This window comes from Lactiplantibacillus daoliensis (assembly GCF_005405005.1).
GTDB classification, from domain to species: Bacteria; Bacillota; Bacilli; order Lactobacillales; family Lactobacillaceae; genus Lactiplantibacillus; species Lactiplantibacillus daoliensis.
This window is the reverse complement of the sequence record NZ_BJDH01000001.1, coordinates 232,625-254,651: the sequence shown is the minus strand read 5'-3', so window position 1 is coordinate 254,651 and position 22,027 is coordinate 232,625. Positions and strand designations below refer to the sequence as shown.

At 44.1% G+C, this 22,027-nt stretch carries 22 protein-coding genes; 15 read left to right on the top strand and 7 right to left on the bottom strand.

The features are described 5' to 3' along the window. Positions 1–357: 357 nt before the first annotated feature. Positions 358–1,263: a proline-specific peptidase family protein gene (locus FFM64_RS01260; protein WP_137606182.1), complete on the bottom strand. Its 906-nt coding sequence runs from the start codon at positions 1,261–1,263 to the stop codon at positions 358–360. Positions 1,264–1,482: 219 nt separating this feature from the next. Between FFM64_RS01260 and FFM64_RS01255 the strand changes: the two genes are divergently transcribed. The 3 genes from FFM64_RS01255 (at position 1,483) to FFM64_RS01245 (ending at position 5,170) form a co-directional block, all read left to right on the top strand. Then, positions 1,483–2,469 (top strand): biotin--[acetyl-CoA-carboxylase] ligase, encoded by a 987-nt coding sequence (locus FFM64_RS01255; RefSeq protein WP_137606181.1) that lies wholly within the window; start codon positions 1,483–1,485, stop codon positions 2,467–2,469. Next, positions 2,462–3,007 carry a biotin transporter BioY gene (locus FFM64_RS01250; protein ID WP_137606180.1) on the top strand — a complete coding sequence of 182 codons (546 nt, stop codon included), beginning with the start codon at positions 2,462–2,464 and terminating at the stop codon, positions 3,005–3,007. The genes FFM64_RS01255 and FFM64_RS01250 overlap by 8 nt, the downstream gene beginning before the upstream one ends. Before the next feature lie 180 nt (positions 3,008–3,187). Next, positions 3,188–5,170, top strand: coding sequence for an acyltransferase family protein (locus FFM64_RS01245; RefSeq protein WP_137606179.1), 1,983 nt, complete (start codon positions 3,188–3,190; stop codon positions 5,168–5,170). 52 nt (positions 5,171–5,222) lie between these two features. Here FFM64_RS01245 and FFM64_RS01240 read toward each other — a convergent pair whose 3' ends face one another. Continuing rightward, positions 5,223–7,667, bottom strand: coding sequence for a Xaa-Pro dipeptidyl-peptidase (locus FFM64_RS01240; protein WP_137606178.1), 2,445 nt, complete (start codon positions 7,665–7,667; stop codon positions 5,223–5,225). A 145-nt stretch (positions 7,668–7,812) separates the two neighbouring features. On the opposite strand from FFM64_RS01240, the gene FFM64_RS01235 reads away from it, so the two are divergent. Further along, positions 7,813–8,214, top strand: a complete 402-nt coding sequence (locus FFM64_RS01235) for an OsmC family protein (RefSeq protein WP_171000252.1) — start codon at positions 7,813–7,815, stop codon at positions 8,212–8,214. A gap of 571 nt (positions 8,215–8,785) precedes the next feature. Here the strand turns inward: FFM64_RS01235 and FFM64_RS01230 are convergent. Further along, on the bottom strand, positions 8,786–9,064 hold the full coding sequence (locus FFM64_RS01230) for a transposase (RefSeq protein ID WP_137606177.1): 279 nt from the start codon (positions 9,062–9,064) through the stop codon (positions 8,786–8,788). A gap of 122 nt (positions 9,065–9,186) precedes the next feature. Beyond that, complete coding sequence (locus FFM64_RS01225; protein WP_137606176.1) at positions 9,187–10,584, bottom strand: amino acid permease; 1,398 nt, start codon at positions 10,582–10,584, stop codon at positions 9,187–9,189. A 236-nt stretch (positions 10,585–10,820) separates the two neighbouring features. On the opposite strand from FFM64_RS01225, the gene FFM64_RS01220 reads away from it, so the two are divergent. Both FFM64_RS01220 and FFM64_RS01215 read left to right on the top strand, forming a co-directional pair. Beyond that, complete coding sequence (locus tag FFM64_RS01220) at positions 10,821–11,636, top strand: PfkB family carbohydrate kinase (RefSeq protein ID WP_137606175.1); 816 nt, start codon at positions 10,821–10,823, stop codon at positions 11,634–11,636. A 61-nt stretch (positions 11,637–11,697) separates the two neighbouring features. Further along, complete coding sequence (locus FFM64_RS01215; RefSeq protein WP_137606174.1) at positions 11,698–12,117, top strand: bis(5'-nucleosyl)-tetraphosphatase; 420 nt, start codon at positions 11,698–11,700, stop codon at positions 12,115–12,117. A 317-nt stretch (positions 12,118–12,434) separates the two neighbouring features. On the opposite strand, the gene FFM64_RS01210 is transcribed toward FFM64_RS01215, so the two are convergent. After that, entirely contained in the window at positions 12,435–12,584 is a 150-nt protein-coding gene (locus FFM64_RS01210) for a hypothetical protein (protein ID WP_137606173.1), read from the bottom strand. A 151-nt stretch (positions 12,585–12,735) separates the two neighbouring features. Between FFM64_RS01210 and FFM64_RS01205 the strand changes: the two genes are divergently transcribed. The 4 genes from FFM64_RS01205 to FFM64_RS01190 all read left to right on the top strand — a co-directional run bounded on the left by FFM64_RS01205 (position 12,736) and on the right by FFM64_RS01190 (position 15,278). Continuing rightward, positions 12,736–13,314: a guanylate kinase gene (locus FFM64_RS01205; RefSeq protein ID WP_137606172.1), complete on the top strand. Its 579-nt coding sequence runs from the start codon at positions 12,736–12,738 to the stop codon at positions 13,312–13,314. 70 nt (positions 13,315–13,384) lie between these two features. Then, positions 13,385–13,828: a Fur family transcriptional regulator gene (locus FFM64_RS01200; RefSeq protein ID WP_137606171.1), complete on the top strand. Its 444-nt coding sequence runs from the start codon at positions 13,385–13,387 to the stop codon at positions 13,826–13,828. 166 nt (positions 13,829–13,994) lie between these two features. Next, positions 13,995–14,456 (top strand): hypothetical protein, encoded by a 462-nt coding sequence (locus FFM64_RS01195; RefSeq protein WP_137606170.1) that lies wholly within the window; start codon positions 13,995–13,997, stop codon positions 14,454–14,456. A gap of 3 nt (positions 14,457–14,459) precedes the next feature. Continuing rightward, positions 14,460–15,278: a DUF6681 family protein gene (locus FFM64_RS01190; protein WP_137606169.1), complete on the top strand. Its 819-nt coding sequence runs from the start codon at positions 14,460–14,462 to the stop codon at positions 15,276–15,278. 51 nt (positions 15,279–15,329) lie between these two features. Here the strand turns inward: FFM64_RS01190 and FFM64_RS01185 are convergent, their stop codons facing one another. Next, a complete protein-coding gene (locus FFM64_RS01185) occupies positions 15,330–15,872 on the bottom strand; it encodes a TetR/AcrR family transcriptional regulator (RefSeq protein ID WP_137606168.1) in 543 nt (180 codons plus the stop codon). Between the two features lie 165 nt (positions 15,873–16,037). On the opposite strand from FFM64_RS01185, the gene FFM64_RS01180 reads away from it, so the two are divergent. From FFM64_RS01180 to FFM64_RS01170, 3 genes are all read left to right on the top strand, one after another. After that, entirely contained in the window at positions 16,038–17,039 is a 1,002-nt protein-coding gene (locus FFM64_RS01180) for an NADP-dependent oxidoreductase (protein ID WP_137606167.1), read from the top strand. A gap of 13 nt (positions 17,040–17,052) precedes the next feature. Beyond that, a complete protein-coding gene (locus tag FFM64_RS01175) occupies positions 17,053–17,898 on the top strand; it encodes an alpha/beta fold hydrolase (RefSeq protein ID WP_137606166.1) in 846 nt (281 codons plus the stop codon). A 368-nt stretch (positions 17,899–18,266) separates the two neighbouring features. Continuing rightward, positions 18,267–18,515: a hypothetical protein gene (locus tag FFM64_RS01170; RefSeq protein ID WP_137606165.1), complete on the top strand. Its 249-nt coding sequence runs from the start codon at positions 18,267–18,269 to the stop codon at positions 18,513–18,515. Between the two features lie 173 nt (positions 18,516–18,688). On the opposite strand, the gene FFM64_RS01165 is transcribed toward FFM64_RS01170, so the two are convergent. Continuing rightward, positions 18,689–19,312: an HAD family hydrolase gene (locus tag FFM64_RS01165; RefSeq protein ID WP_137606164.1), complete on the bottom strand. Its 624-nt coding sequence runs from the start codon at positions 19,310–19,312 to the stop codon at positions 18,689–18,691. A 419-nt stretch (positions 19,313–19,731) separates the two neighbouring features. Between FFM64_RS01165 and FFM64_RS01160 the strand changes: the two genes are divergently transcribed. Both FFM64_RS01160 and FFM64_RS01155 read left to right on the top strand, forming a co-directional pair. Further along, positions 19,732–20,931 carry an aminotransferase class I/II-fold pyridoxal phosphate-dependent enzyme gene (locus FFM64_RS01160; RefSeq protein WP_137606163.1) on the top strand — a complete coding sequence of 400 codons (1,200 nt, stop codon included), beginning with the start codon at positions 19,732–19,734 and terminating at the stop codon, positions 20,929–20,931. Next, positions 20,931–21,923: a D-2-hydroxyacid dehydrogenase gene (locus tag FFM64_RS01155; RefSeq protein ID WP_137606162.1), complete on the top strand. Its 993-nt coding sequence runs from the start codon at positions 20,931–20,933 to the stop codon at positions 21,921–21,923. The genes FFM64_RS01160 and FFM64_RS01155 overlap by 1 nt, the downstream gene beginning before the upstream one ends. Positions 21,924–22,027 lie beyond the last annotated feature (104 nt).

Here is a 22,027-nt window from a genome sequence, read left to right as displayed (position 1 = left end):
GAGTCAGTTTGAAAGAAAAGTTTTAATGTGTATGTGTAGAAACGTGTATCTTGATAGACTGATAATTTGTTAAGCTCAGTATAGTAATAATTATAAAAGGAAACAACTATTACTAATTGGTAAATTGAAGTGGTCTACTTCGGGTCAACGAGTATGCTCCAATGAGAGGGATTGGTCTGTTGATTAGTAGTCCAAAATAACTATGACACATCTGGCTCGTTTTCACGTTTCGGATAAATTTCAGTTATCGCTGTCATTTGAGTACCTCCACTGAATTGGCATCTTAAATAGAAAATGACTCAGTCCCAAAGTAGTGATTAAAAAAATCCCGCCAGCAAGCTGACAGGATTTAAGGGCTTATTTGTTAAATGTATCGTTTTCGACGTCTTTGATAAATTGTTCCAAATGGTCGAAGTAAACGGGGGCATTATCGATCATATGATGATGGCCACCGTTTGGTGTAGTCACTAAGCGTGAGTTAGGAATGTCACGCGCCATCCGCCGAGCAGAAGCGAGTGGCATCGTTTCGTGCTCGCCAAAGGTCAATAATGTTGGCACTTTGATGTTATGGATTTGGTCGCGGACGTCCCATTCCTTCAACTTACCAGTGATCACGAATTCGTTGTCACCTTGGAAGGCATTGTAAACAGGAGTTGCGGTCGTATCAATCAAATGTGAGATTGCTTTAGGTTGTTTGCGGTCAACATAGTTGGCATTTAACACATCCACATACTTTTGATATTGTGGATCGTTCCAGTTGCCTTCAGCTTCTTTTTGTTTCATGTAAGCCACGGCATCGGCAGGTAAACATTCTTCACGACATTTGTTGACGTTGACCACGTACTCCTCAATGTTGTCGACCATACTTGAAATGATGGCACCCTTAAGGTGTTGACCATATTTCAAAGCATACATCATGACAAGCGCGCCGCCCCATGATTGGCCGATTAAATAGAAGTTGTCCAAACCAAGCTTTTGACGAACTTCTTCCACTTCATCCAAAAAGTAGTCGTAAGTCAAATACTTCTTGGCAATTTCAGGGTCAGAATAGTCGGGTTGATCTGAATAGAATGAGCCTAATTGGTCATACATAGTGACTTGGACGCCTAAGTCAGCTAACTTTTCGCCAAAGTTTTCCCAGTATTCATGATTGCCACCAGGTCCACCGTGCAAGCAAAGCAACTTAATGTCGCCTTCGCCTTGAGTGTTGGTCCATAAATGGTAGCCATTATCGAGTGTGAGGATCGTTGTTCCTTGTTTCAAATGATCACCTAATTTCGGATTATTTATGCCGTAATTGGCACATGATTGTCATTATCTTACCACTGTTAACGAGTGAGGGTCAAAAGGAGCGTGATGGTGCTTTTAAATGCGTCATTCTCCAGCTTAAGAAATGTAATATTACAAAATTAGCAAATCGATTGTCCTTTGTTAACCGATATGGAATAATGGGTTAACGAATTTAAAAGGGGTGGCGTGCGGATGGCAACGCAATCTGAAATTTTGCAACAATTGATCAAAGTCGCACCGGAATATCGTTCGGGTGATGCATTAGCGCAACAATTTGGTATTAGCCGGACCGCAATATGGAAAACGATTCAGGGATTACAAGCAGCGGGGTACACGATTGAAAGCCGTCATGGCCGGGGGTATCGGTATGTGGCGAATAATCGCTTAAGTGCTTCGGTGATTCAAAGTTGCTTGCCAGCTGAGATGACCCCGCAACTGATTGTGTTACCAACGGTTGATTCAACGAATGCGTATCTCAAGCGCTGGACCAGCCAAGCGCCTTTAAGGCAGCCAACGGTAGTCGTTGCGGATACGCAAACGGCGGGGTATGGTCGTTCTGGTCGCGACTTTTATTCGCCAGAGTCAACGGGAATTTATTTGAGTATTGGGTTACCAGTACAACCACAGCAGCCGTTTGATCCGGGATTGTTAACGACAAGTACCGCGGTAGCCGTCACGAAGACATTAGCGGCATTGTTTGCGGTTCAAGTTGAGTTGAAATGGGTCAACGATGTCTTGGTGAATCAGCATAAAGTTGTTGGGATTTTGTCAGAAGCCATGGCGGATTTGGAATCTGGTCAAGTTTCGACCGTCATTGTAGGCATTGGTATCAATTTGACGACCACTGATTTTCCTAAAAAACTAGCGGCCAAGGCCGGCGCGGTAGTCAGTCAGACTACTGTGACGCGCAATCAAGTCATTAGTCGATTATTGACGGAATTTCTAACGGGGTATCGGACTTATACAACTGGTGATTTCATGACCGATTATCGACGTTTGTCCATGGTCATCAATCAACAAGTTGAGTTGAAAAGTGGCACAAAAAGTTTAACTGGAATCGTGAAAGATATTGATTCGACGGGGGCTTTGGTTGTACAATTGCCGTCGGGTCGTGTGCAACGGGTAAGTTCCGGTGAGATTACGAAAGTAAATTTATTGACGGGGGATTATCATGGTTAAACACACGCAACTAAGTCGGCTGATTATTGCCGCAGAATTGGCGGTTGGGCTAGCAATTTGTTCGAAAATGACGATTCCAATCGGCTTGATTCCTTTAACCGGGCAAACGTTAGCGGTTGGGCTGATAGCAAGTATTGTGCCACCGTTAGTGGGAACCTGGGCAATTGGGTTTTATTTATTACTAGGGTTAATTGGGTTACCAGTGTTTGCTGGCAGTACTGCCGGCTTGGCCGCGCTTTTTGGGCCAACTGGTGGCTATTTGTGGGGCTTCTTCTTGTATATATGGATTGCTGGTGCCTTTAGTAAATATACCAAACAAACGCCAGCTTTAATCTTTGGAAACATAATTGGGGCGGTAATGCAACTCTTAGCGGGTGCATACTGGTTAGTTTTATCAGCCAATTTATCGATTACGGCCGCTTTTAATACTGGCGTTATGCCGTTCTTAATTCCAGGGCTAATCAAGGTAATCCTTGTGGTGATCGCTGCGAAGGTAATTTTACGACGATTACCCCAGCGCTTTTGGTTGAGAAATTAAGTGAAACATGTTGAACTGTGAGTTATATGTTTAACAAATAAAACGGTTAATAAAAATAACTAAAGAAGGTCGAGTAATACTAGTCAAGCGGGTGTATTGCATATTATAGTAGTCATATTGGCGATATTGAGTATAAGGGTAATTGGTTACTGACAGAGACAAATCAAGGGGTAATGGGAAATGAACGAAAATTTGCAGGGCGTGAACATGAGTCGCACGATGCGACGGATGAATCGACATAAGATGCATCCGCGGCGATACATCACCGGCTTTGATGGCATCCGGACTTTGGCGGTCCTGGGCGTCATCATCTATCACTTAATGCCAGCGTCACTACAAGGCGGATACTTAGGTGTACCAATCTTCTTCGTCGTTTCTGGCTATTTGATTACTGATATCTTACTGCAAGAATGGGAAAATCACGATTCAATTCACTTATTGAGTTTTTATGGGCGGCGGTTGCGGCGATTGTACCCAGCGTTAGTCGCGATGTTGCTGGCTACAACGGCGTATATTACGTTGTTCCAGCGTTCGTTACTGACAAATATACGGGCGACCGTGATGACCAATTTACTGTACGTTTACAATTGGTTTGAAATTGGTCACGGTCAGAGTTACTTTGATCGTTTTAACGGCGAGTCACCGTTTACACATTTGTGGTCACTTTCAATTGAAGGTCAGTATTATTTTTTCTGGCCGCTAGTGGTTATCTTCTTATTATTAGTCTTTAAGAAACGCAGTCGAATTTTTGTCATCATGATGGTGGCGGCATTGATTTCGGCATTGGGAATGGCTTTATTATATGACCCAGCGAATACGAATCGGGTTTACTATGGCACTGATACCCGGATGTTCGCAATCTTGATTGGTTCGGGACTAGCTTTTATTTGGCCATCACGCGAGTTGCCGCAGAATGTGAACTTTGGTAATCAGGTGACCTTAGATGCGTTAGGTGGGGTGTCATTAGTTGCACTGATTGTGATGTTTTTCAAAATGTCTGGTCAATCGGCGTTTACCTATCGCGGTGGCATGTTGATTTTTACGATTTTATCGGGAATATTGGTCGCGACTGTGGCCCATCCTGCGAGTCATATGAATCGAATTCTAACCAATCCAGTTTTCACTTATATTGGTCAGCGTAGTTATGGGATTTACTTGTATCAATTTCCAGTGATGATCTTTTATGAAACGAAAGTGCACAATATTGGTGACCATCCGATGATTAACAGTTTGATTGAAGTTGCTTTAATCTTGTTAGTCACTGAACTGAGTTATCGCTTCATTGAAAATCCAATGCGGCATTATGATTATGGCCAATTGTTTACGGATATTCGTGACTTTATTCGGGCACCGCATTTCAATCGGGTAACTGGAACGATTGTGAGTTTGACGACTATTCTGTTTGTCATCACGGCGGTGGGCTTCGTGCAACAGCCAAGCAAGGCGTCGAGCAATAAGAAATCCGCTATTCAGAATACAATTACGAAGAATACTAAGACGGTTAAAAAGCAAAATGAAACCGCGCTTAAACGGCAGAAAGCAGCGGAAAAAGCCGCTGCTGAGTCTAAGCAGGTGGCAACTGAAAAGTTGAAGACGAAACAGGCCTTTGACAAATTATCCGAGCCCCAGAAAAAGGTGGCAACGGATTATCAATTGAAGCCACAAGTTGTTTTGGCAATGAATAACACGGCCTTAACGGCGGTTGGAGATTCAGTCTTGTTGGACGTTTCGAGTGATTTACAGCAAGTGATTCCGGCAACCACGGTCCAAGGCAAAGTGGGTCGCCAAGTGACAGAGGTTCCTGGGATTATCGGTGCCTTGAAATCACAAGGTCAGCTGGCACACAATGTGTTGATTAACATTGGGACGAATGGTTCGATTACGGGTCAGCAGGCGGACCAAGTTGTCAATGCGATTGGTAGTGACCATCAGATTTTCTGGGTGACCGCGCACGTGCCAACCCAAAGCTGGCAAAATCAAGTGAACCGCCAGATAAATGCGACGGGTAGCAAGTATTCGAATGTGCATGTCATCGATTGGTATACTGAATCGTTGAATCAGAGTACCTGGTTTGCAAGTGATAATGTTCATCCCAATCCAACTGGGAACAAGAAGTTAACGGCTCTGATTGCTAATCAGATTGCGAAAGTGAATAATAATTGATAGCAAAGCACCAACCACAATTTGACGTGGTTGGTGCTTTTAGATTGTATGATTATTTAGCTTTTAATGTTTTCAATGGAATCTGGAGTTTAATATCATTTAAGTTCAATGAGTACTGTAAATCCTGATTGCCACGCACTGTCATCTTCATGTCGGTCGCATAAATCACGAGACCTAGTTGATGGCCGGCAAGTAGGCGATGAAAGATTGGCTGGAGTTCAACGCTAAAGTCATTGAATTGGTTAGGCTGAATGGTCTCAGCGTGCCAAGGTTCATGCCGATTTTGCAAATTCAAATGACCTTTTGTGATCATTTTGAATGGCGTTTCGGGGGCTAACTTGAAGTCCTTCAGGTCGTCTTCACGCCAATGGTAGCCGAGGTCGAGTGCTTTAGCGGCAATCAATTGCGGACTAACCGTTAACCGTTGCGCTAAACCAAAGTCAATCAACATGAAACTCAACATCCCAAAGCTTTGATTGACTGCCACTGATCCACTGACCCGTGGTCGACCAACTAGAAGCTGATCCGCGGGCGTTTGCCATGATTTGAATAATAATCGGTGATTATATAACGGATTCGTTTTATCTTCACTGAGTAAGTCATTTTGCCAATCATCCAAATGTTGTTGATAGTGTTTGAACAATTTGTCAGGCAATTTGTCGGTAAAGTGAGCCGCCCGTTGATCAACTGGGTGGTCGGCGGGGACGAGTTCTTTATATTGCACTTTGAAATCAAGTGATTGATCGGCATCTTCCCACCAATTATCGTGCGCGGTCCAAGTTTCAGCGGCTGTGTTGTCTTGAACCAAGACATTTGGTAAGAGCGCTTCGGCATGATTATTCAAATCGTAGAGCTCGTGACTGAGCCAGAGATTCATCATGTCGGTAAAGTCGAGCGACTGCAAATTGTTAATGTAAATATGTTGTCCTTGATGTAGAATCAACTTTTTAGCGACAGGGACGTCTTGAAGCTTATCCCATAAATTAGCGACATTGCGCGGCTTGACGTTCCAGTCATTGAGACCATGGACCATCACGATATCAGCCTTAATTTTGTCGACATTCTTCAGATAGTTCCGTTCGTCCCAGAAACGATTATAACTCCCAGTTTCACGGTCTTGATCAGCGGTTAATTCGGCCAGCTTTTGGTCAAATTTAACCTGAATATGATGGGCATCACCAGCCTTGAGACTTCGTGAAAAGACTTCGGCGGCGAGCACGTCGGTATCTTCACCTTGGAAAGTATCGGGCGCAACGACCAAGCCGTTATCACGGTAGTAATCATACCAACTGGAAATCGCTGCTTCTGAGATGATGGTCTTGAGCCCGTCGACGCCAGTGGTTGCGGCCGCGGTGGCCAGGGTGCCTAGATAAGAGCGTCCCGTCATGGCAACGGAACCGTTTGTCCACCAAGCTTTAATAGCGACATCACCATCACGCGTGGTGAAGGCGTTTCGTTTGCCAGTCAGCCATTCGATGATGGCAATCGTTGACGTGGTCTCATCTTCATCGCCAGTAGGTGCCAGTCCATCGGAATCTACCGAACCAATCCCAGCGGCATAAACGACCGCAAAGCCACGCGCTAAGAAGTAGTCGTTCAAGGTGTAAGAACGTTCACGGCCAAAGCTTTCTTCCGCTTCAGTGGTGGTTTCATCGACAGGACGACTTGCCGGTAATTTAGGTGCTGCTGATTTGAATTCAATATCGGCATAACTGTGGTTGTCCGGCGTTTTCGCAGTCAACGGGACATCGACATTGTGCATCTGGGCTTTGCCAGCCTGGTCGTCGATCCCTTGGTTATAAGGGCTGGCCGTATATAATACTGGCACCTTTAAGCCATGATTAGTTTCCGCTGGCCGTAAAATTTCGACTTTCAATAAGTCTCGTTGACCATCGTTGTCAGTATCCAGTGGCGCTTCGACATAGACGACCTCACGGATGAGTTTGTCGGTATCAAAGACCGCTTGGGCCTTACCATTAAAGAATAACGGTTTTTGACTATTGTCGACCTGATAAAATGGTGCAAAGAATCCTCGTGTCGTCAGTAGTTCGATCAAGGTCTGGCCTTGAACACCCCGCGTGTTTAAGAGGAGGTACCAAGCGTAGTAGAGTGATTCGCGGTCAAAGGCGGATTCGCCAACCATGGGGAGATGGATATCACGCATGGCAAGCAACGGATCAGCCAGGTCAAAATCATGACCGGGTAGGAAGCCTAATAATTGTAAGCCAACGTTGTAAAAGACTTGATTGTTGACGACGGTAGCAGTAGTTAACCACTCTGCCAAAGTGTGTTGGCTGGTAGCCATCAAATTAGCGAATTTGTGTCTCAAACCAGCATCGGAGTGAACTTCTGGAAAACTTTTTGCCAATAGAGCACGATAAACCGCTGGAACGGTCGTTAAGTCAGCCATGTCTGCGGTGATAAAATGAATTTTAGTGAGTTCTGCAATGGCCGCTTCTGAATCGGTGGGTACGATTGCAAATTGATTATTTTTCATAGGATTATCCTTCATAATTATTATTAGTTTTAGCTATTATTATAACGCTATTTAAGGACGGAATGGTCAAGGATTAGACCTAAGTACTGACATGGTGGTCAGCCTGTGCTACATTGAGAATAACTTGAATTTGGAGATGGCAAAGATGGCTGAATTCCCAATTTTGTATACGACGAAAGCAATTAATGAAGATGGTATTCATGGTGAAGCCTATATTGAAGATGGCATGCGGGTGCCAGTGGCTAGCCCCACTAAACCCGATCCTGGTTCGAACCCGGAACAATTGATTGGGTTAGCGTTAAGTACCTGTTTAAACGCGACCCTTGAGGCAATTGAAAAAGAACACGATGTGCCGCACCAAAGCAAGGTTGAAACGACTGTCAAAATGTCCCGTGATCGTTTTGGCTATCAATTTTTCTTGGATGCTAAAGTCACGGTGCCAGAAGTAGATCTGGACACTGCGGCTCACTGGTTGGCGATTGCGGAAACTCGGTGCCCGGTGGCCAAATTGTTGGGCGATAATGTGAACGTTAAGATTCATGTGTAAGCTAAAGGGTGAAAGTTAAAAATTGCCGGTTTGTGCCACTATGTCAATAAGCAGGTGTTGATAGTCAATTACGGCCGCTTTCGGTTGTTGCTGATAACACGCGGATGAGGGCTGGTTCAAGCCTCAGAAACGTCTTGAGCCTCGCCCGGAAGCATTGCCAATACCGCAAATCTCCAGACCGTTCGTGGTGTAAGTCCGACCAAAAACGTCGGACAAACGCCACCTGCACGTCTGATGTTATCAACAACAACCTCCAGCCAAGTCAGTAGTTATTTATGTTTAGCGGAGTCAGTCAAAATCGGTGTGCGGTGTCAGTAAGATTAGTCGGCGTTCTTGGCTGACTAATCTTACGGGGCAGTTCAAAGACGTGTTTTATCGGCTTTGAATGGAGGTGGCAGACCGTACTGTGGCTGGCGCCGTCCCCCACGGCACACCGATTTTGACTGAGGGAGCGCTAAATTTAGGTGAGTCGTTACTGGTACTACTACATTCTTGGTGTTTTCTAAGCTAAAGGATCTGTTTGATGACAGTTCTGTCTCATCAATCAGATCCTTTTTTGAATGACTGTTAATTAGCAACCATGGTGCATTGGGTGATGTGAATGGACGGATTTAACGACATTTTCCACTTTATCAACCTTTTCTAAAGCTTCACGTTTAGTTTTTTCTCGTTCAATCTTAAGCTCGAGATATTTACGATGGGTCTTATAAAAGCCACTAATTGCGATGGCTACCGGAATCGTGTGTAAGATGGTCAAGGCTGGAATCAACCAAGGGTAGTCGTGGGCAATGTTATAAACGCGTTCGTGATGGATCTTCCAAGCTTCGTGCATTTCTTTAGGTGGTAACATTGAAAATCACGCTCCTTTAAGATAGTTGCCCTTAGTATAACGGTTATTGTAACCGCTGTCATTAACGCCGATTAAAAACGCTCAGACAATTGGCCTGAGCGTTTGCTAGTGCAAAGGATTTCTTAATCCAATTTTTGATTCATTTTACTGTGATGCATGCCGTAGCTAAAGTAGATGACTAGTCCGAAAACGAACCAAGCTAGTGAAGCCGCCCAAGTTTCGATGGAAAGTTGGGTCATCATGAAGAGACACAACAAACCAGAAACAATTGGGAGAACGGGGTAAAATGGCACCCGGAATCCCTTAATTTTATTCAAGGTCGGATTCTGACGTAATAAGATAATTCCGAATGAAACGAAGGTAAAGGCAATTAAGGTCCCAATATTAACCAAGTTAGCTAACTGATCAAGTGGAATGAAGCCCGCCAGCAGTGAAATAACCACCGTGACTGTGATCATCGCATGTTTGGGCGCATGATGTTTGTCAATTTTGCCCAAAAAACTTGGTAACAAGCCGTCACGACCAATGGAGTAGAGTAACCGTGAACTACTGTAGATCATGGTGACCATCATCGTGAACATGCCAGCTAAGGCCCCGATAGAAACAATTCCGGCGACAAAGTTTTGATGGACGAGTTGTAGGGCGAAGGTAACCGCATCGTCAACGTTCAACAATTTGTAAGAAACCATCCCAGTCAAGACACCGGAGACCATAATATAGAAGATGGTACAAACGACTAAGGTCCCGATAATCCCAATCGGCATATTCTTTTTAGCGTTCTTAACTTCCGCTGCGGAAGAGGAAACCGCGTCAAATCCTAAATAAGCGAAGAAGACGACGGCGGCGCCTTTGAAAATCCCTGACACGCCAAATGGTGCAAATGGCGTCCAGTTTGACGGCTTCACGTAGAATGAGCCGACCAATAAGAAAATAACAATAATGGCTAATTTCACCGCAACAATAATATTGTTTAAACGGACAGAAGTTTTAAGCCCTTCGTCAATAATCCAAGCAATCAGGCAAACGATTAAAATCGCGACCAGGTTGACGTAAGTGCCATGTGCTGGGTCAAAAGAACCGGTGATGGCTTTGGGTAACTTCAAGCCAAAGCCGGCGATAAATGAATTAAAGTAGGCTGCCCAACCAACGGCGACAGCCGCCACCGCTAGGACGTATTCCAGGACCAAGGCCCAACCGATAATCCAACCAACTAACTCACCATAAACGATGTTCCCATAGGAATAAGCGGAACCAGCAACTGGTAGCACGGATGCAAATTCCGCGTAACACATGGCGGCTAGGGCGCATACAATGGCCGCCACGACGAAGGATAAAATGATTCCTGGACCGGCCTTAGTGGCAGCAACGGTCCCAGGTAAAATAAAAATTCCAGTCCCAATCACCGCACCAATCCCTAGTGCAATTAAGTCAATGGCGGATAGGGTCCGCTCAAATTGACTGTCTTTTTGTAAATAGCGCGACAGATTTTCTTTCTGAAACAAGCGCTGACGAATCCCCATAAACAGTGTCTCCTTTTTAGTTATTATTAACAGCTCATTGTAACTATTCGACAATTTACTATGCTCACATAATACCGTGACTGATTATTAAAAGTCAATTAGAATTTGGCTTTAATTTAAAAAGTGACTGCGCTAACTGGTTTATTAGCCCAGCAAACCGAACTTTTAGTCGTTACAATAGGGATGAATTCTGATAAGATGATTAGTGAAAAACGGTCTGTGAGGAGGCAATTTAAATGTCATCAATGTTAGTGGCAGAAGATTTATCGGCAGTCGGTGGGATTTCGTTGAGTGCAGCGGTCCCAGTATTGACCGCGATGAATTATCAGGTGGCAGCGTTGCCAACCAGCTTATTATCAACGCATACGAGTGGTTACGGTGTCCCCGCAGTGGTGAATTTAGCGGACTGGTTACCACGAGTTTTTGACCATTGGACGCAAGCCCAGTTGGATTTTCAACAAGGTCTGATTGGTTATGTCGGCACGGTCGAACTTTGCCAGTTGCTACATAATTATCTGGCACAACAAAAATTAGACCTGTTAGTCGTTGACCCCGTTATGGGTGACCTGGGTCAATTATATTCTGGTTTCGATGACGACTACGTGGCGGCAATGCGCCAATTGATCCAATTAGCAGATGTGATCTTGCCAAATGTGACTGAAGCGAGTTTACTGGCGGGGGTGCCTTATACAGCTGAGCCGAATTTACCGAGTGTCTTGCGTCAATTACAAAAATTGTTAAAGCCGGGTGCGCATGCCGTGATTACAGATGTGACGAAAAATGATCAGATTGGCTGCGCCTGGCTAACCGCTGATGGGGTACAATTTGTTGGAGAACCGCGGTTAGCTGGTCACTATAATGGCACAGGCGATACCTTAGCGGCGGTCATCGCCGGATTGTTGGGACGTGGCTTTTCGTTAACACGGAGTTTGGAATTAGCGAATCAATGGCTGCATATTGCGGTAGCGGAAACGTTGGCTGAAAGTCGATCGGATGCACGGCAAGGTGTGGCGTTAGGTGGACTTTTGCGCGCAATTTTAACGTTAGGCTAACAATGAAGATGTTATACTACTAGGTAGTTAGTTGAGATTGAACTTAGGAGGAATTGGTTGAATGAGTATTGAAGTAACCAGCGGTGCCGTGATTTATCAGCAAAAGGATGGTCATCCCGCATATCTCTTATTACAAAGTGCTACCAGCGATTTTTGGGGCTTTCCAAAGGGGCACGTTGAGGGCGAAGAAACGTTAGCAGAAGCGGCCCTACGTGAAATTCGTGAAGAAACGCAACTAGAAGTTACCTTGGATACCAAATTTAAAGGGTACACCGAATATGATTTGCCAAACGGCAATCGGAAACAAATGACGTTATTTGTCAGTGAAGTGCCAGCTGGCGTTGCGGTGACCCGTCAAAAAATTGAAATCAGCGCCAACGGTTGGTTCGATTATGCGACGGCTCGTGAACGGTTGACTTATGATAATTTGAAAGAATTGTTGGATCAAGCCAATGACTATATTGAGAAAAAGTTAAACTGACGATTCGGTTGAATGATTGTTGAAAAAAGTGTTATGAAAATTGTGTTCGTAAGTTGAAAAATAATGACAGCCTAAAAATGTTTTTGAAACGAAACTTTGCGGGTTTTCAAAGCCAAGTCGCACTAGTTTCGGCGTTTTAGCCTATCTGGTCAGCACAATTGGTTGCGGCGTCAGTCCAGAATAACTGAAGCGACGAGCTTAATTGAGCACAAAAAAATTACTGGCACCGTCGCATAAACGGCTACCAGTAATTTTTAAACTATGAAACTAGAGCAAGATAAAAGGTACATCAATTTTTTAATTATAATGAACGATTTTTAGGCTTGAGTTTTCAAGTTAGCAACTGCATCTTCGATTGTAACGCCTTCAGCGCGCAATTCTGGATGAAGTTTGTCAGTTGCAACGAATAATTGACGCTGGGTATCCAGAACGATACTGAACCAGCTGTTTGTCGTTTGAAATTTCATGTGACAAAACCTCCTTCTGAAAATTGTTTGGTTTTGCTACGAGATGCTTACATCATCTGTGAACCTTACAGATTGATAACTATACACGGTTCCGCGGTGTAATGCAAATGAAAAGCCTTACAGAAAATGTAAAATTAGGAGAATTAAAACCATGACCCATAACAAAGTTTTCGTCATTACTGGCCCGACTGGCAGTGGTAAAACGACCGTCAGCCAGTATTTGAAAGAACACTATAACATACCACAAGTCATAACGCACACAACTCGCTTGCCAAGAACGGGTGAACAGGATGGGGTAGACTATTATTTTGAAACGGCCGCGAGCTTTCCAACGAAGCATTATTTGGAGCACGTGACATACAGTGGCAACCAGTATGGTTCGTCGCGTGAAGGACTGGCGGCTGGTTGGAAAAAGGCGCCTTTCATTAGTATCGTTCTCGATACAGCGGGCGCGGTGACATACGCGCGTGAGCTTGGTGAGCAAGCTGTCATCATTTATTTGGAAGTCAGCAATCAGCAAGCCTTGATCGATCGGTTAACCAAACGTGGCGATCAACAAGTCCGGATTGAGCGACGGGTTGCCAGTAAAGAATATTTACGTGATCAACAATTGCCAGCTGGATTGGTCGGTCACGCTCAAGTCATCGTCAATGATGATTGGTCACAGACGCAACAGGAATTAGATCAATTGATTATGCAATATCAGTCCGACCCACAGTCGGCGAATTAATTCACTTTCCATGGTGGGTATGCTAAACTAAATAGTAATGATTATGATTTAGTGAACGGAGGCCGGCGCCATGGAAGCAACATTGGAACAAGCGGTATCAATTTTGAGACGAAACCAATTAAAAATAACCAAGCAACGGCACGCATTGTTAGACTATCTAGTGACCTATCAAGATCACTATGTGGCGATTTCAGCTGTCGATGAACATATGCGGACCTTGTTTGCCGGCATGAGTCATAATACGATCTATCGCAATATCAAAGAATTTGAAACGCTGGGTTTGTTAGAAGTAAAATCAGCAGATAATCAAACTTTAGTGAAATACCAATGTGATTTTGAGCATCAGCACCACCATCATTTTGTGTGTTCAAATTGTGGGCGCGTGATCGAGTTACAAGCTTGCCCATTGGATGCCTACGAAGCCCAACTCCCTGGTTGTACGATTACCGGTCATCGGATGGAAATCTATGGCTTGTGTGATCAATGTACGGCAAAAGGGGTCCAGGCAAATTAGTCGACACGAGGTCGGCTTTTTTTTTGCGCAAAAGTCGGTCGGACCGTGGTAGACTTGTCCTAAAGACTTTATTAATTTCGACCACTTTTAATGCATTTGATGGTTAACCATGGTTTAATTAGAGATTGAGAATATCGCATAGAAAGATTGGAAGGGAATGACATCGATGGCTTATCGAACACCACCATTTATTACACCATTTGCAATTGTTTCGATCGTTTTAGCGTTGGGTGCCACCAACGTGGTTGTGAATAAAACAACGAACACGGTCAACGGTGCGAAGGCTAGCAGCAGTCAAGTCGTATCGACTTCTAGTAGTGCTACCAGTGACAAAAACATTAGCGATAAAAATAGTGATAATAGTTCATCCGACGAAAGTAGTGCGTCGTCTAATTCAGATAATCAAAGCTCACAAGAGAGCAGTAGTACTAATACTGATAATCAAGATACTAACAGTTCTTCAGCGACGAATAACCATTCCGCAAGCTCGACGACTGAGAGTAGCTCCAGTTCCGAAGAAAGTTCGACCAGTGACAATGGCGCCGAAGAATCGTCTTCCACAACGAATTCAAGTTCTGCGACAACTACGGAAAACGCGAACGACACCACAACTAATGGGGGCGAGTAATCAATGTTTAGTATCTTAGATATGATCAACCACGCCCTCGGTTATGTTAACGTTAATTTAAAAATCAAAAACCAAATTTATATTGCCATTGGGATTGCCGGAAACTTATATCTCGGCTATGTGGCGATTCAATTGATGCGGAATGGTGCTTGGATGCGGGGCTTGCTGTATATGCTCGTTTTCTTAGTACTGATTTACTTCATTACCTTGAATGTGATTTATTACTATACCAATAAAAAGGCGAAGTATGATTTATCGCCAAAAATTGAAAAGATATTAGGTGGGAAGCCCAAAGAGGCACTTGCGGCTGAAAAGCAAGCGCGTCAAGGGGCCCAACAGCCGTATATTCCGGCCAATGGGATTTTTGATGGTCAAGAATTGTTGCCGGCAGCGGTTAAAACATCACATGAAGAGCAACGTAATGTCCATCAGATTGTGGATCAACTCCAAGCAGCCAATATTGTTCGTCTGGATTACGGTGGCTTGAGCGATAAAGAAATCATGGCGCAAGTTAAGACAACTGGCGAGCCTGTATCAGCGATTGGTCAAGGCATCCAGATTCCCTATTCACAATTGAAACTCGAGGATCATCGAATGACGGTCTACGCTGGGATTAATCAAATTGATCAATTACCGGTTGGACACTTGACCCGTGTTGGGCTGACGGATGTACATGATGCCCATGAGGATTATAAGTTATACCTAGCATCCACGGTGATTACCGGTGGGATGGAAAAGATTGCTGGACGTTCAGCGACGATTGAACAACCTGGTGATTATCAGATTACGGCGCAAGTTGCGTTTGAGAATCGTGAAAATTAGCATGAAAAGCAAGCAACTGAGTCAATTTTGGACTCAGCTGCTTGCTTTTTATTAGAGCCCATTTTCAATCAATTTCCAGAGGCGTTCAAAGCGGACTTGGTAGTCAGGCTCATTCCAAGTTTCTTTAAAGTTGGGCAAACTGAAAATTGCGAAGGCAGCGAGGATCATTTCAGCACGTTCATGGTGGGGGTCATGGTAGTCCATAATGTCATCGATGATCTGGTCGGCATCGAGGAGAACTTGTCGGAGGGCCTCCGGATTGTTGTCAATGTATTCCGTGTTGAGTGTAAACATTCGCGGGTTAGTGTTATAGGTCTCTTTTTTAGCCTTGGCGAAAGCCCACAACCAATCGTGCAATTGGTTTTTTGGCTCATCACTCTTAACAAGTTTGATTTTATCGATAATTTCGCGCTTGAACCAAGTTGCCGCAACGGCTTCCCAAAGAGCTTGTTTATTTCGGAAATGTTTATAAATCGCTGCGTGGGTCATGCCCAGCGTTTCGGCGATTTGGTTTAAAGTGATTCCAGCATCACCGGTCTGGTCAATTAAGTTTTGGGCGGTGGCAATAATTTTGTCACGAGTCTTTTGTGCCATGTGGATTCTCCTTTCAACGTCTGGTGCTTTTCAATAGTTTAACACAAAAAATAAAAAAAGTTACTTTATTTGATTTTTGTAACTTAGTTTGTTAAACTGATTTTGAGTTACAAAACTAGATAAAAGTTACTTAATCATTATAACAATTAAGAGGAGCTTAAAAATATGAAAGCAGCGCAGTTAACCAAATACGAGTCAGATTTTAAGTTGGTCGTTCGTGACATTCCGACCCCAACGCCAAGTGAAAATGAAGTTTTAGTGCAAGTTAAAGTCGCCGCCGTCAATCCAATCGAACATCTGATTGGTAGTGGCAGTGTGAAGTTGATTCAGAATTATCCCATGCCAGTCACAATGGGAAATGAGTTATCTGGCATTGTGACTGCGGTTGGGTCAAAGGTCCAACGTTTTCACGTTGGTGAAGAAATCTATTCACGGTTGCCGCTGACTAAAATTGGTGCCTTTGCGGAATTCGTGACGATTGATGAACAAGCAGTTGCTTTAAAGCCTAAGAATCTTGATTTTGAACATGCCGCTGCGGTTGCTTTAACCGGCTTGACTGCATATCAGGGGTTCAAAGAAGAATTAGGCGCACAACCTGGTCAAAGTGTGATGATTCCAGGTGGCTCCGGTTCCTTTGGTCAATTGGCCATTCCAATTGCGAAAGAATTGGGCTTGAAAGTGATGGTGAGTGGGAATGCCCGTGGTGAAGAAACTGCGGCTGCAATGGGTATTTCACAATATTTCAATTATAAAAAAGAAAATTATTGGGAAAAGCTCGCCCCAGTAGACTATGTGATTGATACGATTGGCAAGCGAGAATTGGCACACGAGTTGTCAGTTTTAAAACCAGGTGGCCGCTTACTTTCATTACGAATGGGACCTAATCGCCGCTTCGCACAAGATCATCAGTTATCATTCTTCAAAACGATGCTCTTCTCAATGGCTGGTATGCAACTTGACCGGCAAGCAAAAAAAGCGGGTGTCCAATATCATTTTATTTTTGTCCGCAGTGACGGTGCGCAATTAGCCAAGATTACTAAAATCGTGGAACGTGAAAATATCGTGCCTGCGATTGATCCAACTGAGTTCAGTTTAGCGCAAGTCAATGAAGCCCTAGAGCTAGTGGCCAATGGTCATCCTAAGGGTAAAGTCCTGATTCGTTTCTAGAAAGGTGATTAAGATGAAAAATACGACTTATACAAAAGTTCCTACTCAAAAAATAACGGCCAGCAATGGCGTCACTTATGCTTATCGTGATTTAGGCGATCCAGTTGGCGTGCCACTAGTTGCGGTAACGCATCTTTCTGCAAATTTGGATAATTGGGATCCGGAAGTGATCGATGGTTTAGCCCAAAATCAACGCGTGATTACGTTTGATTATCAAGGTGTCGGGAGTTCAAGTGGGCACGTGCCAACGAGTATCCAAGGGATGGCTAGTGACACGCTGAATTTCATTAAGGCCATGCATTTGACTAAAGTTAATCTGCTCGGTTTTTCAATGGGTGGCATGGTTGTGCAAGAAATGTTATTACAACAACCTAAGCTCGCGCAGCATGTGATTTTGGCGGGGACTGGTCCTCGGGGTGGCGAAGGCATTGAGAATGTGACTAAGATTTCAGACATGGACTTGGTTCGCGCAATTTTCACCTTAACAGATATCAAAACGACCTTATTTTTCACGCGAACGGAAAATGGGAAAACTAGCGCAAAACAGTTTTTAAAACGGCTGAAACGGCGACAACAACAGCGGGATCGCACGATTTCATGGGTGGCGTATCGCCGGCAGCTAAAAGCGATTAACCGTTGGGGACGTGCCGAACCAGCTGATCTTTCTGGAATTACACAACCAGTATTAATCTTGAACGGTGACCATGACCGCATGGTACCGACTGATCCGAATACCTATGACTTGCATCGGCAATTAACCAACAGTGAATTGGTTATCTATCCGGATGCTGGCCATGGCAGTATTTTTCAAAATGGTTCTGACTTTGTTAGAAGAGCTAATGCCTTTTTAGCACAGTAAGATTTCTGTGAAGTTAGCTTGTGATTGTCAATTTTTTGAATTAAAAAAACAGACCGGGACGTTTTCTGACTGTCACGGACGTGGCTTTAGATGACGTCATTCAACTCACTGCTGATAATCAAATGATTTAAAAACGGGTATCCGGGCTTTTTAAACGCGACCTTTACGGCCCTACAAAACTATTTTGGACATGCTGCGGATGCACAGCTGACGGTGACAGCAACCACCCCGTTTTCATCCAAGCGGAAATAGCGCTCAGTCACTTTTGAAGGGCAAGACACGTGGACTTCTTTTACTTTTTTACGACAAGCTTCCATCACTACCGCCTCCGTTCTTTATGCGATAATTAGCTTAAGGAGGTGATGATTTTGAACCAATTAACCGCTAATGATATTAATAATGCATTTAGCTCTGCCTTGGAAAGAACAGCTAAAGATTCTAATCTTCAAAGTAAATTCGCTGAACATATTAAAAAAGCAACTTCCGATAGTTCCTCGCTTAATGACGATCAGATTCAGGAAATTACGGAGATTGCTCTCGTTGTTTCTGCAACGCAAACCCGTCTTGTTAAAGAGGCACTTAAAGAGATCCTCTTAAATCATCGAAATAATTTCTGAAATTTCAGAAGTATCTGCATTTAAAATTTTCTTACTCGCGAGTCTGGGAAAAAAGACCTAGATTCTAAAAAAAGTTCACAAAAGAAAAAATGAGGTAATAAATTCTCAAATCGAGAATTTATTACCTCATTTTCTTATAGAATCTGAATTATATCCCGAAATCTGTTAGCTGATTAAAAGAGTGTCAAAATATCTAAAGGTTGTTTAAAACGATAGGCGGTTTGTTGATGATCCGCGTTCGGGTCCATGCCCCAAACGGCTAAGCCAAAAGCAACCTTGGCTGCCGCGGCCGTTTGTTCATCGCTCAGAGAATCCCCAACGAATAGGGCGTCGCTAGGTTGAACACCGATCCGGGCTAACGCTGTCAACAATGGCAATGGATCTGGCTTTCGTTTTGGCGTGTCATCGGCACTAATGGTGACAGCGAGCTGGTCCATAAAGTCATATTGGGCCATCCCGCTTTCCATTTCGTTGCGACGTTGTGAAGTCACAATGCCTAGTTTTACGTCGGTCGGTAACTGTTGCAAGAGAGCGGCAATTCCAGGATACAAGGTAATATCTTGATAATGGTCGGCCATCACGGCTTCGTAGCGCGCTTGAAAATGGTCAAAGTCATCCGCGGCGATGCCAAGGTGGGCCATTGCTTGTTCGGCCGCCATTGGGAAAGTTGCTTGCGCATCCGTTACTGTAAAGGGTTTGCCATATTCACTTAAAACTTGTCCCATCACCTTGGCATAGGCTGGTTGGCTATTGGTGAGGGTGCCGTCGATATCAAACATGATTGCTTGATAAGTCATTGAGTATCATCCTTTCAACCATAATTTACTTTCAGTATATCAAATTAACCGTTGACAGTGATTATTTGGATTGTTATAGTTAGATTAATAATTGATGAGGAGCTAATGATATGTCATTACGATTGAATCGCCCAAAAACTTCAACTAGCTTTTACTTTTGGTATTTTCGCTAGTGTTTGTGCCTGCTGCATAGGTGCAAACACGAATCCGATGTTTGCATCGATGCGGCTTGCCAAAGGCTTTTTGCGATTCAATGGCGCCCATGGATGTTCGAAAATTCCAAGGGTGGCTATAAATAAGATTTTTAAGCAACACACCCTTTGAATTTTCAGCGGGTGTGTTTTTTGTTTTCACAGAAATCACGTCATGGTCACAGATCAGACCCCAAACCAACAAAAAAATTCTGGGAGGAAACCCATATGTCAATTGATTCTGAAACATTAGTGCAACACATGAACAACCAGCTTAGTGCCATTCAACCATCCGATATCCTCGCGTTTAACGCAGAAATCGCAAATATTCCCGGAATTGTTCGTTTAACCCTTGGCGAACCTGACTTTAACACTCCTGAACACGTTAAAGACGCGGCCATTCAAAGTATTAAAAATAACGAAAGTCATTATGCGCCATCAAATGGGACGATGGCCTTACGGACTGCTGCTGCGAATTTCTTAGCGGAGAAGTACGATGTCCACTATGATCCTGAAAATGAAGTCATTATTACCGCCGGCGCGACCGGCGGGATTTACACCGCGTTGAGTTCAATTTTAAACCCCGGCGATGAAGTGCTGATTCCAACACCGATCTTCCCATTGTACATTGCTATCGCCAAACTCAATGGTGCGGTGCCGGTCTTCATGGATACCTCAAAGAATGACTTTGTTTTGTCGCCGGAACAATTGACTCAGACATTGGCTGATCATCCCAAGGCCAAGGCGGTTGTTCTAAACTTCCCATCCAATCCAACTGGTGTCACCTACCGTGATGCTGATTTGAAGGCATTGGCGGACGTCTTAGCTGATAAACCAATCTTTGTGCTATCCGATGAAATCTACAGTGAATTGACTTATGGTGCAGCCCATGTGTCAATTGCCAAATACTTGCCAGAACAAACGATTCTATTAAATGGGGTCTCAAAATCCCACGCGATGACAGGCTGGAGAATTGGGATCATGTGCGCACCGAAAGCAATTACGGCGCAACTTGGTAAAATTCATCAATTTACAGTGACGACTACGACCGCCAATGCACAGGCCGCAGCTGCGGAAGCCTTAAGCAACGGGATGGATGATGCGCAAGTCATGAAGAAGGAATACTTGGCACGGCGGGATTACTTGTATGAAGCCTTAAACAAACTTGGTTTCAAGTCAGCTAAGCCAGAAGGGGCCTTCTACCTGTTCAGTAAAATTCCAGCTGGTTTGCCACAAGATAGTATGGCATTCTGTCGTGAATTGGCCCATGATGCTCGGGTTGCCTTGATTCCTGGGAGTTCATTTGGCCCTGGTGGTGAAGGCTATGTACGGATTAGTTACGCGGCTTCAATGGAAAATCTACAAACGGCTGTTCAACGCATTGGCGACTATGTTGCTAGTAAAGAAACTGAAACGGAGACGAATTAATGAAAATTTTAATGTACAGTGTACGCGATGATGAAGAAAGTGCGATTAAAGATTGGGCTGCTAAGAATGACGTCCAAGTGGATACCAACGATTTAGAATTTCACCCAGAAACGGCGGACTTAACGAAGGGCTACGATGGGGTCGTGATTCAACAACGTAGTGCGATTGGGGACGATCCAACCGTTTATCAAAAATTAGCCGACTACGGTTTGAAACAAATTACGAGTCGGACCGCTGGTGTGGATACGATTGATATTCCAGCCGCCAAAGCTGCGGGCTTAACGGTCACCAACGTTCCAGCCTACTCACCGAACTCTGTTGCCGAAATGGCTGTGACCCAGACAATGCGTTTGATTCGGAACCTAGAACTATTTGACAGTCGCATTAGTCAACAAAACTTCCAGTGGGCCGGGTTGCAAGCACGTGAAATTCGCTCGTTGACTGTTGGTGTGATTGGGGCTGGCCGGATTGGCGGGACGGTCGCCAAGTTATTCCACGGTTTAGGGGCCAAAGTGATTGCTTACGATGTTGTCCATCACGACGAGTTAACGGATGTGTTGACTTATGTTGATACTAAGGAAGACTTGTTGAAGCAAGCTGACGTAGTGACGTTACATGTTGATTTAAATGAGACCTCGAAGGCCTTGATTGACGCTTCGGCGTTGAAATTGATGAAGTCAGACGCGTTCATTATTAATGCGTCCCGTGGCCCAGTAATTGTCACGGCCGATTTAGTTGCTGCCTTGAAAGCTGGTGAAATTGCCGGTGCGGCCTTGGATACAGTTGAGGGCGAAGCAGCCTTATTCAACCAGAACCATCAAGGTGAAGTCTTGACTGATAGCTTGATTGCGCAATTAATGCAAATGCCAAACGTCATTTTGACTCCCCACGTTGGGTTCTACACGAACTTGGCCGTTAAAAATATGGTCGATATTAGTTTAGATGATGTTTTAACAATTTTAAATGGTCAGAAAACTGAACATGCATTTTAATGACGTCATTGGCCGTTAGCTTAAAGCAGACCATAATCAGCAAATATTGTTGATTATGGTCTGCTTTTTACGTTAATTTAGTTTTTACGGCGCAGTTTTCTTAA

What these genes read in the sequence shown, in the direction of transcription:
- FFM64_RS01225 (WP_137606176.1), bottom strand. Translation starts at nt 10,584, where the DNA reads ATGGGGATTCGTCAGCGCTTGTTTCAGAAAGAAAATCTGTCGCGCTAT.
- FFM64_RS01180 (WP_137606167.1), top strand. Translation starts at nt 16,038, where the DNA reads ATGAAAGCAGCGCAGTTAACCAAATACGAGTCAGATTTTAAGTTGGTC.
- FFM64_RS01200 (WP_137606171.1), top strand. Translation starts at nt 13,385, where the DNA reads ATGGAAGCAACATTGGAACAAGCGGTATCAATTTTGAGACGAAACCAA.
- FFM64_RS01245 (WP_137606179.1), top strand. Translation starts at nt 3,188, where the DNA reads ATGAACGAAAATTTGCAGGGCGTGAACATGAGTCGCACGATGCGACGG.
- FFM64_RS01240 (WP_137606178.1), bottom strand. Translation starts at nt 7,667, where the DNA reads ATGAAAAATAATCAATTTGCAATCGTACCCACCGATTCAGAAGCGGCC.
- FFM64_RS01195 (WP_137606170.1), top strand. Translation starts at nt 13,995, where the DNA reads ATGGCTTATCGAACACCACCATTTATTACACCATTTGCAATTGTTTCG.
- FFM64_RS01160 (WP_137606163.1), top strand. Translation starts at nt 19,732, where the DNA reads ATGTCAATTGATTCTGAAACATTAGTGCAACACATGAACAACCAGCTT.
- FFM64_RS01185 (WP_137606168.1), bottom strand. Translation starts at nt 15,872, where the DNA reads ATGGCACAAAAGACTCGTGACAAAATTATTGCCACCGCCCAAAACTTA.
- FFM64_RS01215 (WP_137606174.1), top strand. Translation starts at nt 11,698, where the DNA reads ATGAGTATTGAAGTAACCAGCGGTGCCGTGATTTATCAGCAAAAGGAT.
- FFM64_RS01155 (WP_137606162.1), top strand. Translation starts at nt 20,931, where the DNA reads ATGAAAATTTTAATGTACAGTGTACGCGATGATGAAGAAAGTGCGATT.
- FFM64_RS01220 (WP_137606175.1), top strand. Translation starts at nt 10,821, where the DNA reads ATGTCATCAATGTTAGTGGCAGAAGATTTATCGGCAGTCGGTGGGATT.
- FFM64_RS01235 (WP_171000252.1), top strand. Translation starts at nt 7,813, where the DNA reads ATGGCTGAATTCCCAATTTTGTATACGACGAAAGCAATTAATGAAGAT.
- FFM64_RS01175 (WP_137606166.1), top strand. Translation starts at nt 17,053, where the DNA reads ATGAAAAATACGACTTATACAAAAGTTCCTACTCAAAAAATAACGGCC.
- FFM64_RS01165 (WP_137606164.1), bottom strand. Translation starts at nt 19,312, where the DNA reads ATGACTTATCAAGCAATCATGTTTGATATCGACGGCACCCTCACCAAT.
- FFM64_RS01255 (WP_137606181.1), top strand. Translation starts at nt 1,483, where the DNA reads ATGGCAACGCAATCTGAAATTTTGCAACAATTGATCAAAGTCGCACCG.
- FFM64_RS01250 (WP_137606180.1), top strand. Translation starts at nt 2,462, where the DNA reads ATGGTTAAACACACGCAACTAAGTCGGCTGATTATTGCCGCAGAATTG.
- FFM64_RS01210 (WP_137606173.1), bottom strand. Translation starts at nt 12,584, where the DNA reads ATGAAATTTCAAACGACAAACAGCTGGTTCAGTATCGTTCTGGATACC.
- FFM64_RS01190 (WP_137606169.1), top strand. Translation starts at nt 14,460, where the DNA reads ATGTTTAGTATCTTAGATATGATCAACCACGCCCTCGGTTATGTTAAC.
- FFM64_RS01205 (WP_137606172.1), top strand. Translation starts at nt 12,736, where the DNA reads ATGACCCATAACAAAGTTTTCGTCATTACTGGCCCGACTGGCAGTGGT.
- FFM64_RS01230 (WP_137606177.1), bottom strand. Translation starts at nt 9,064, where the DNA reads ATGTTACCACCTAAAGAAATGCACGAAGCTTGGAAGATCCATCACGAA.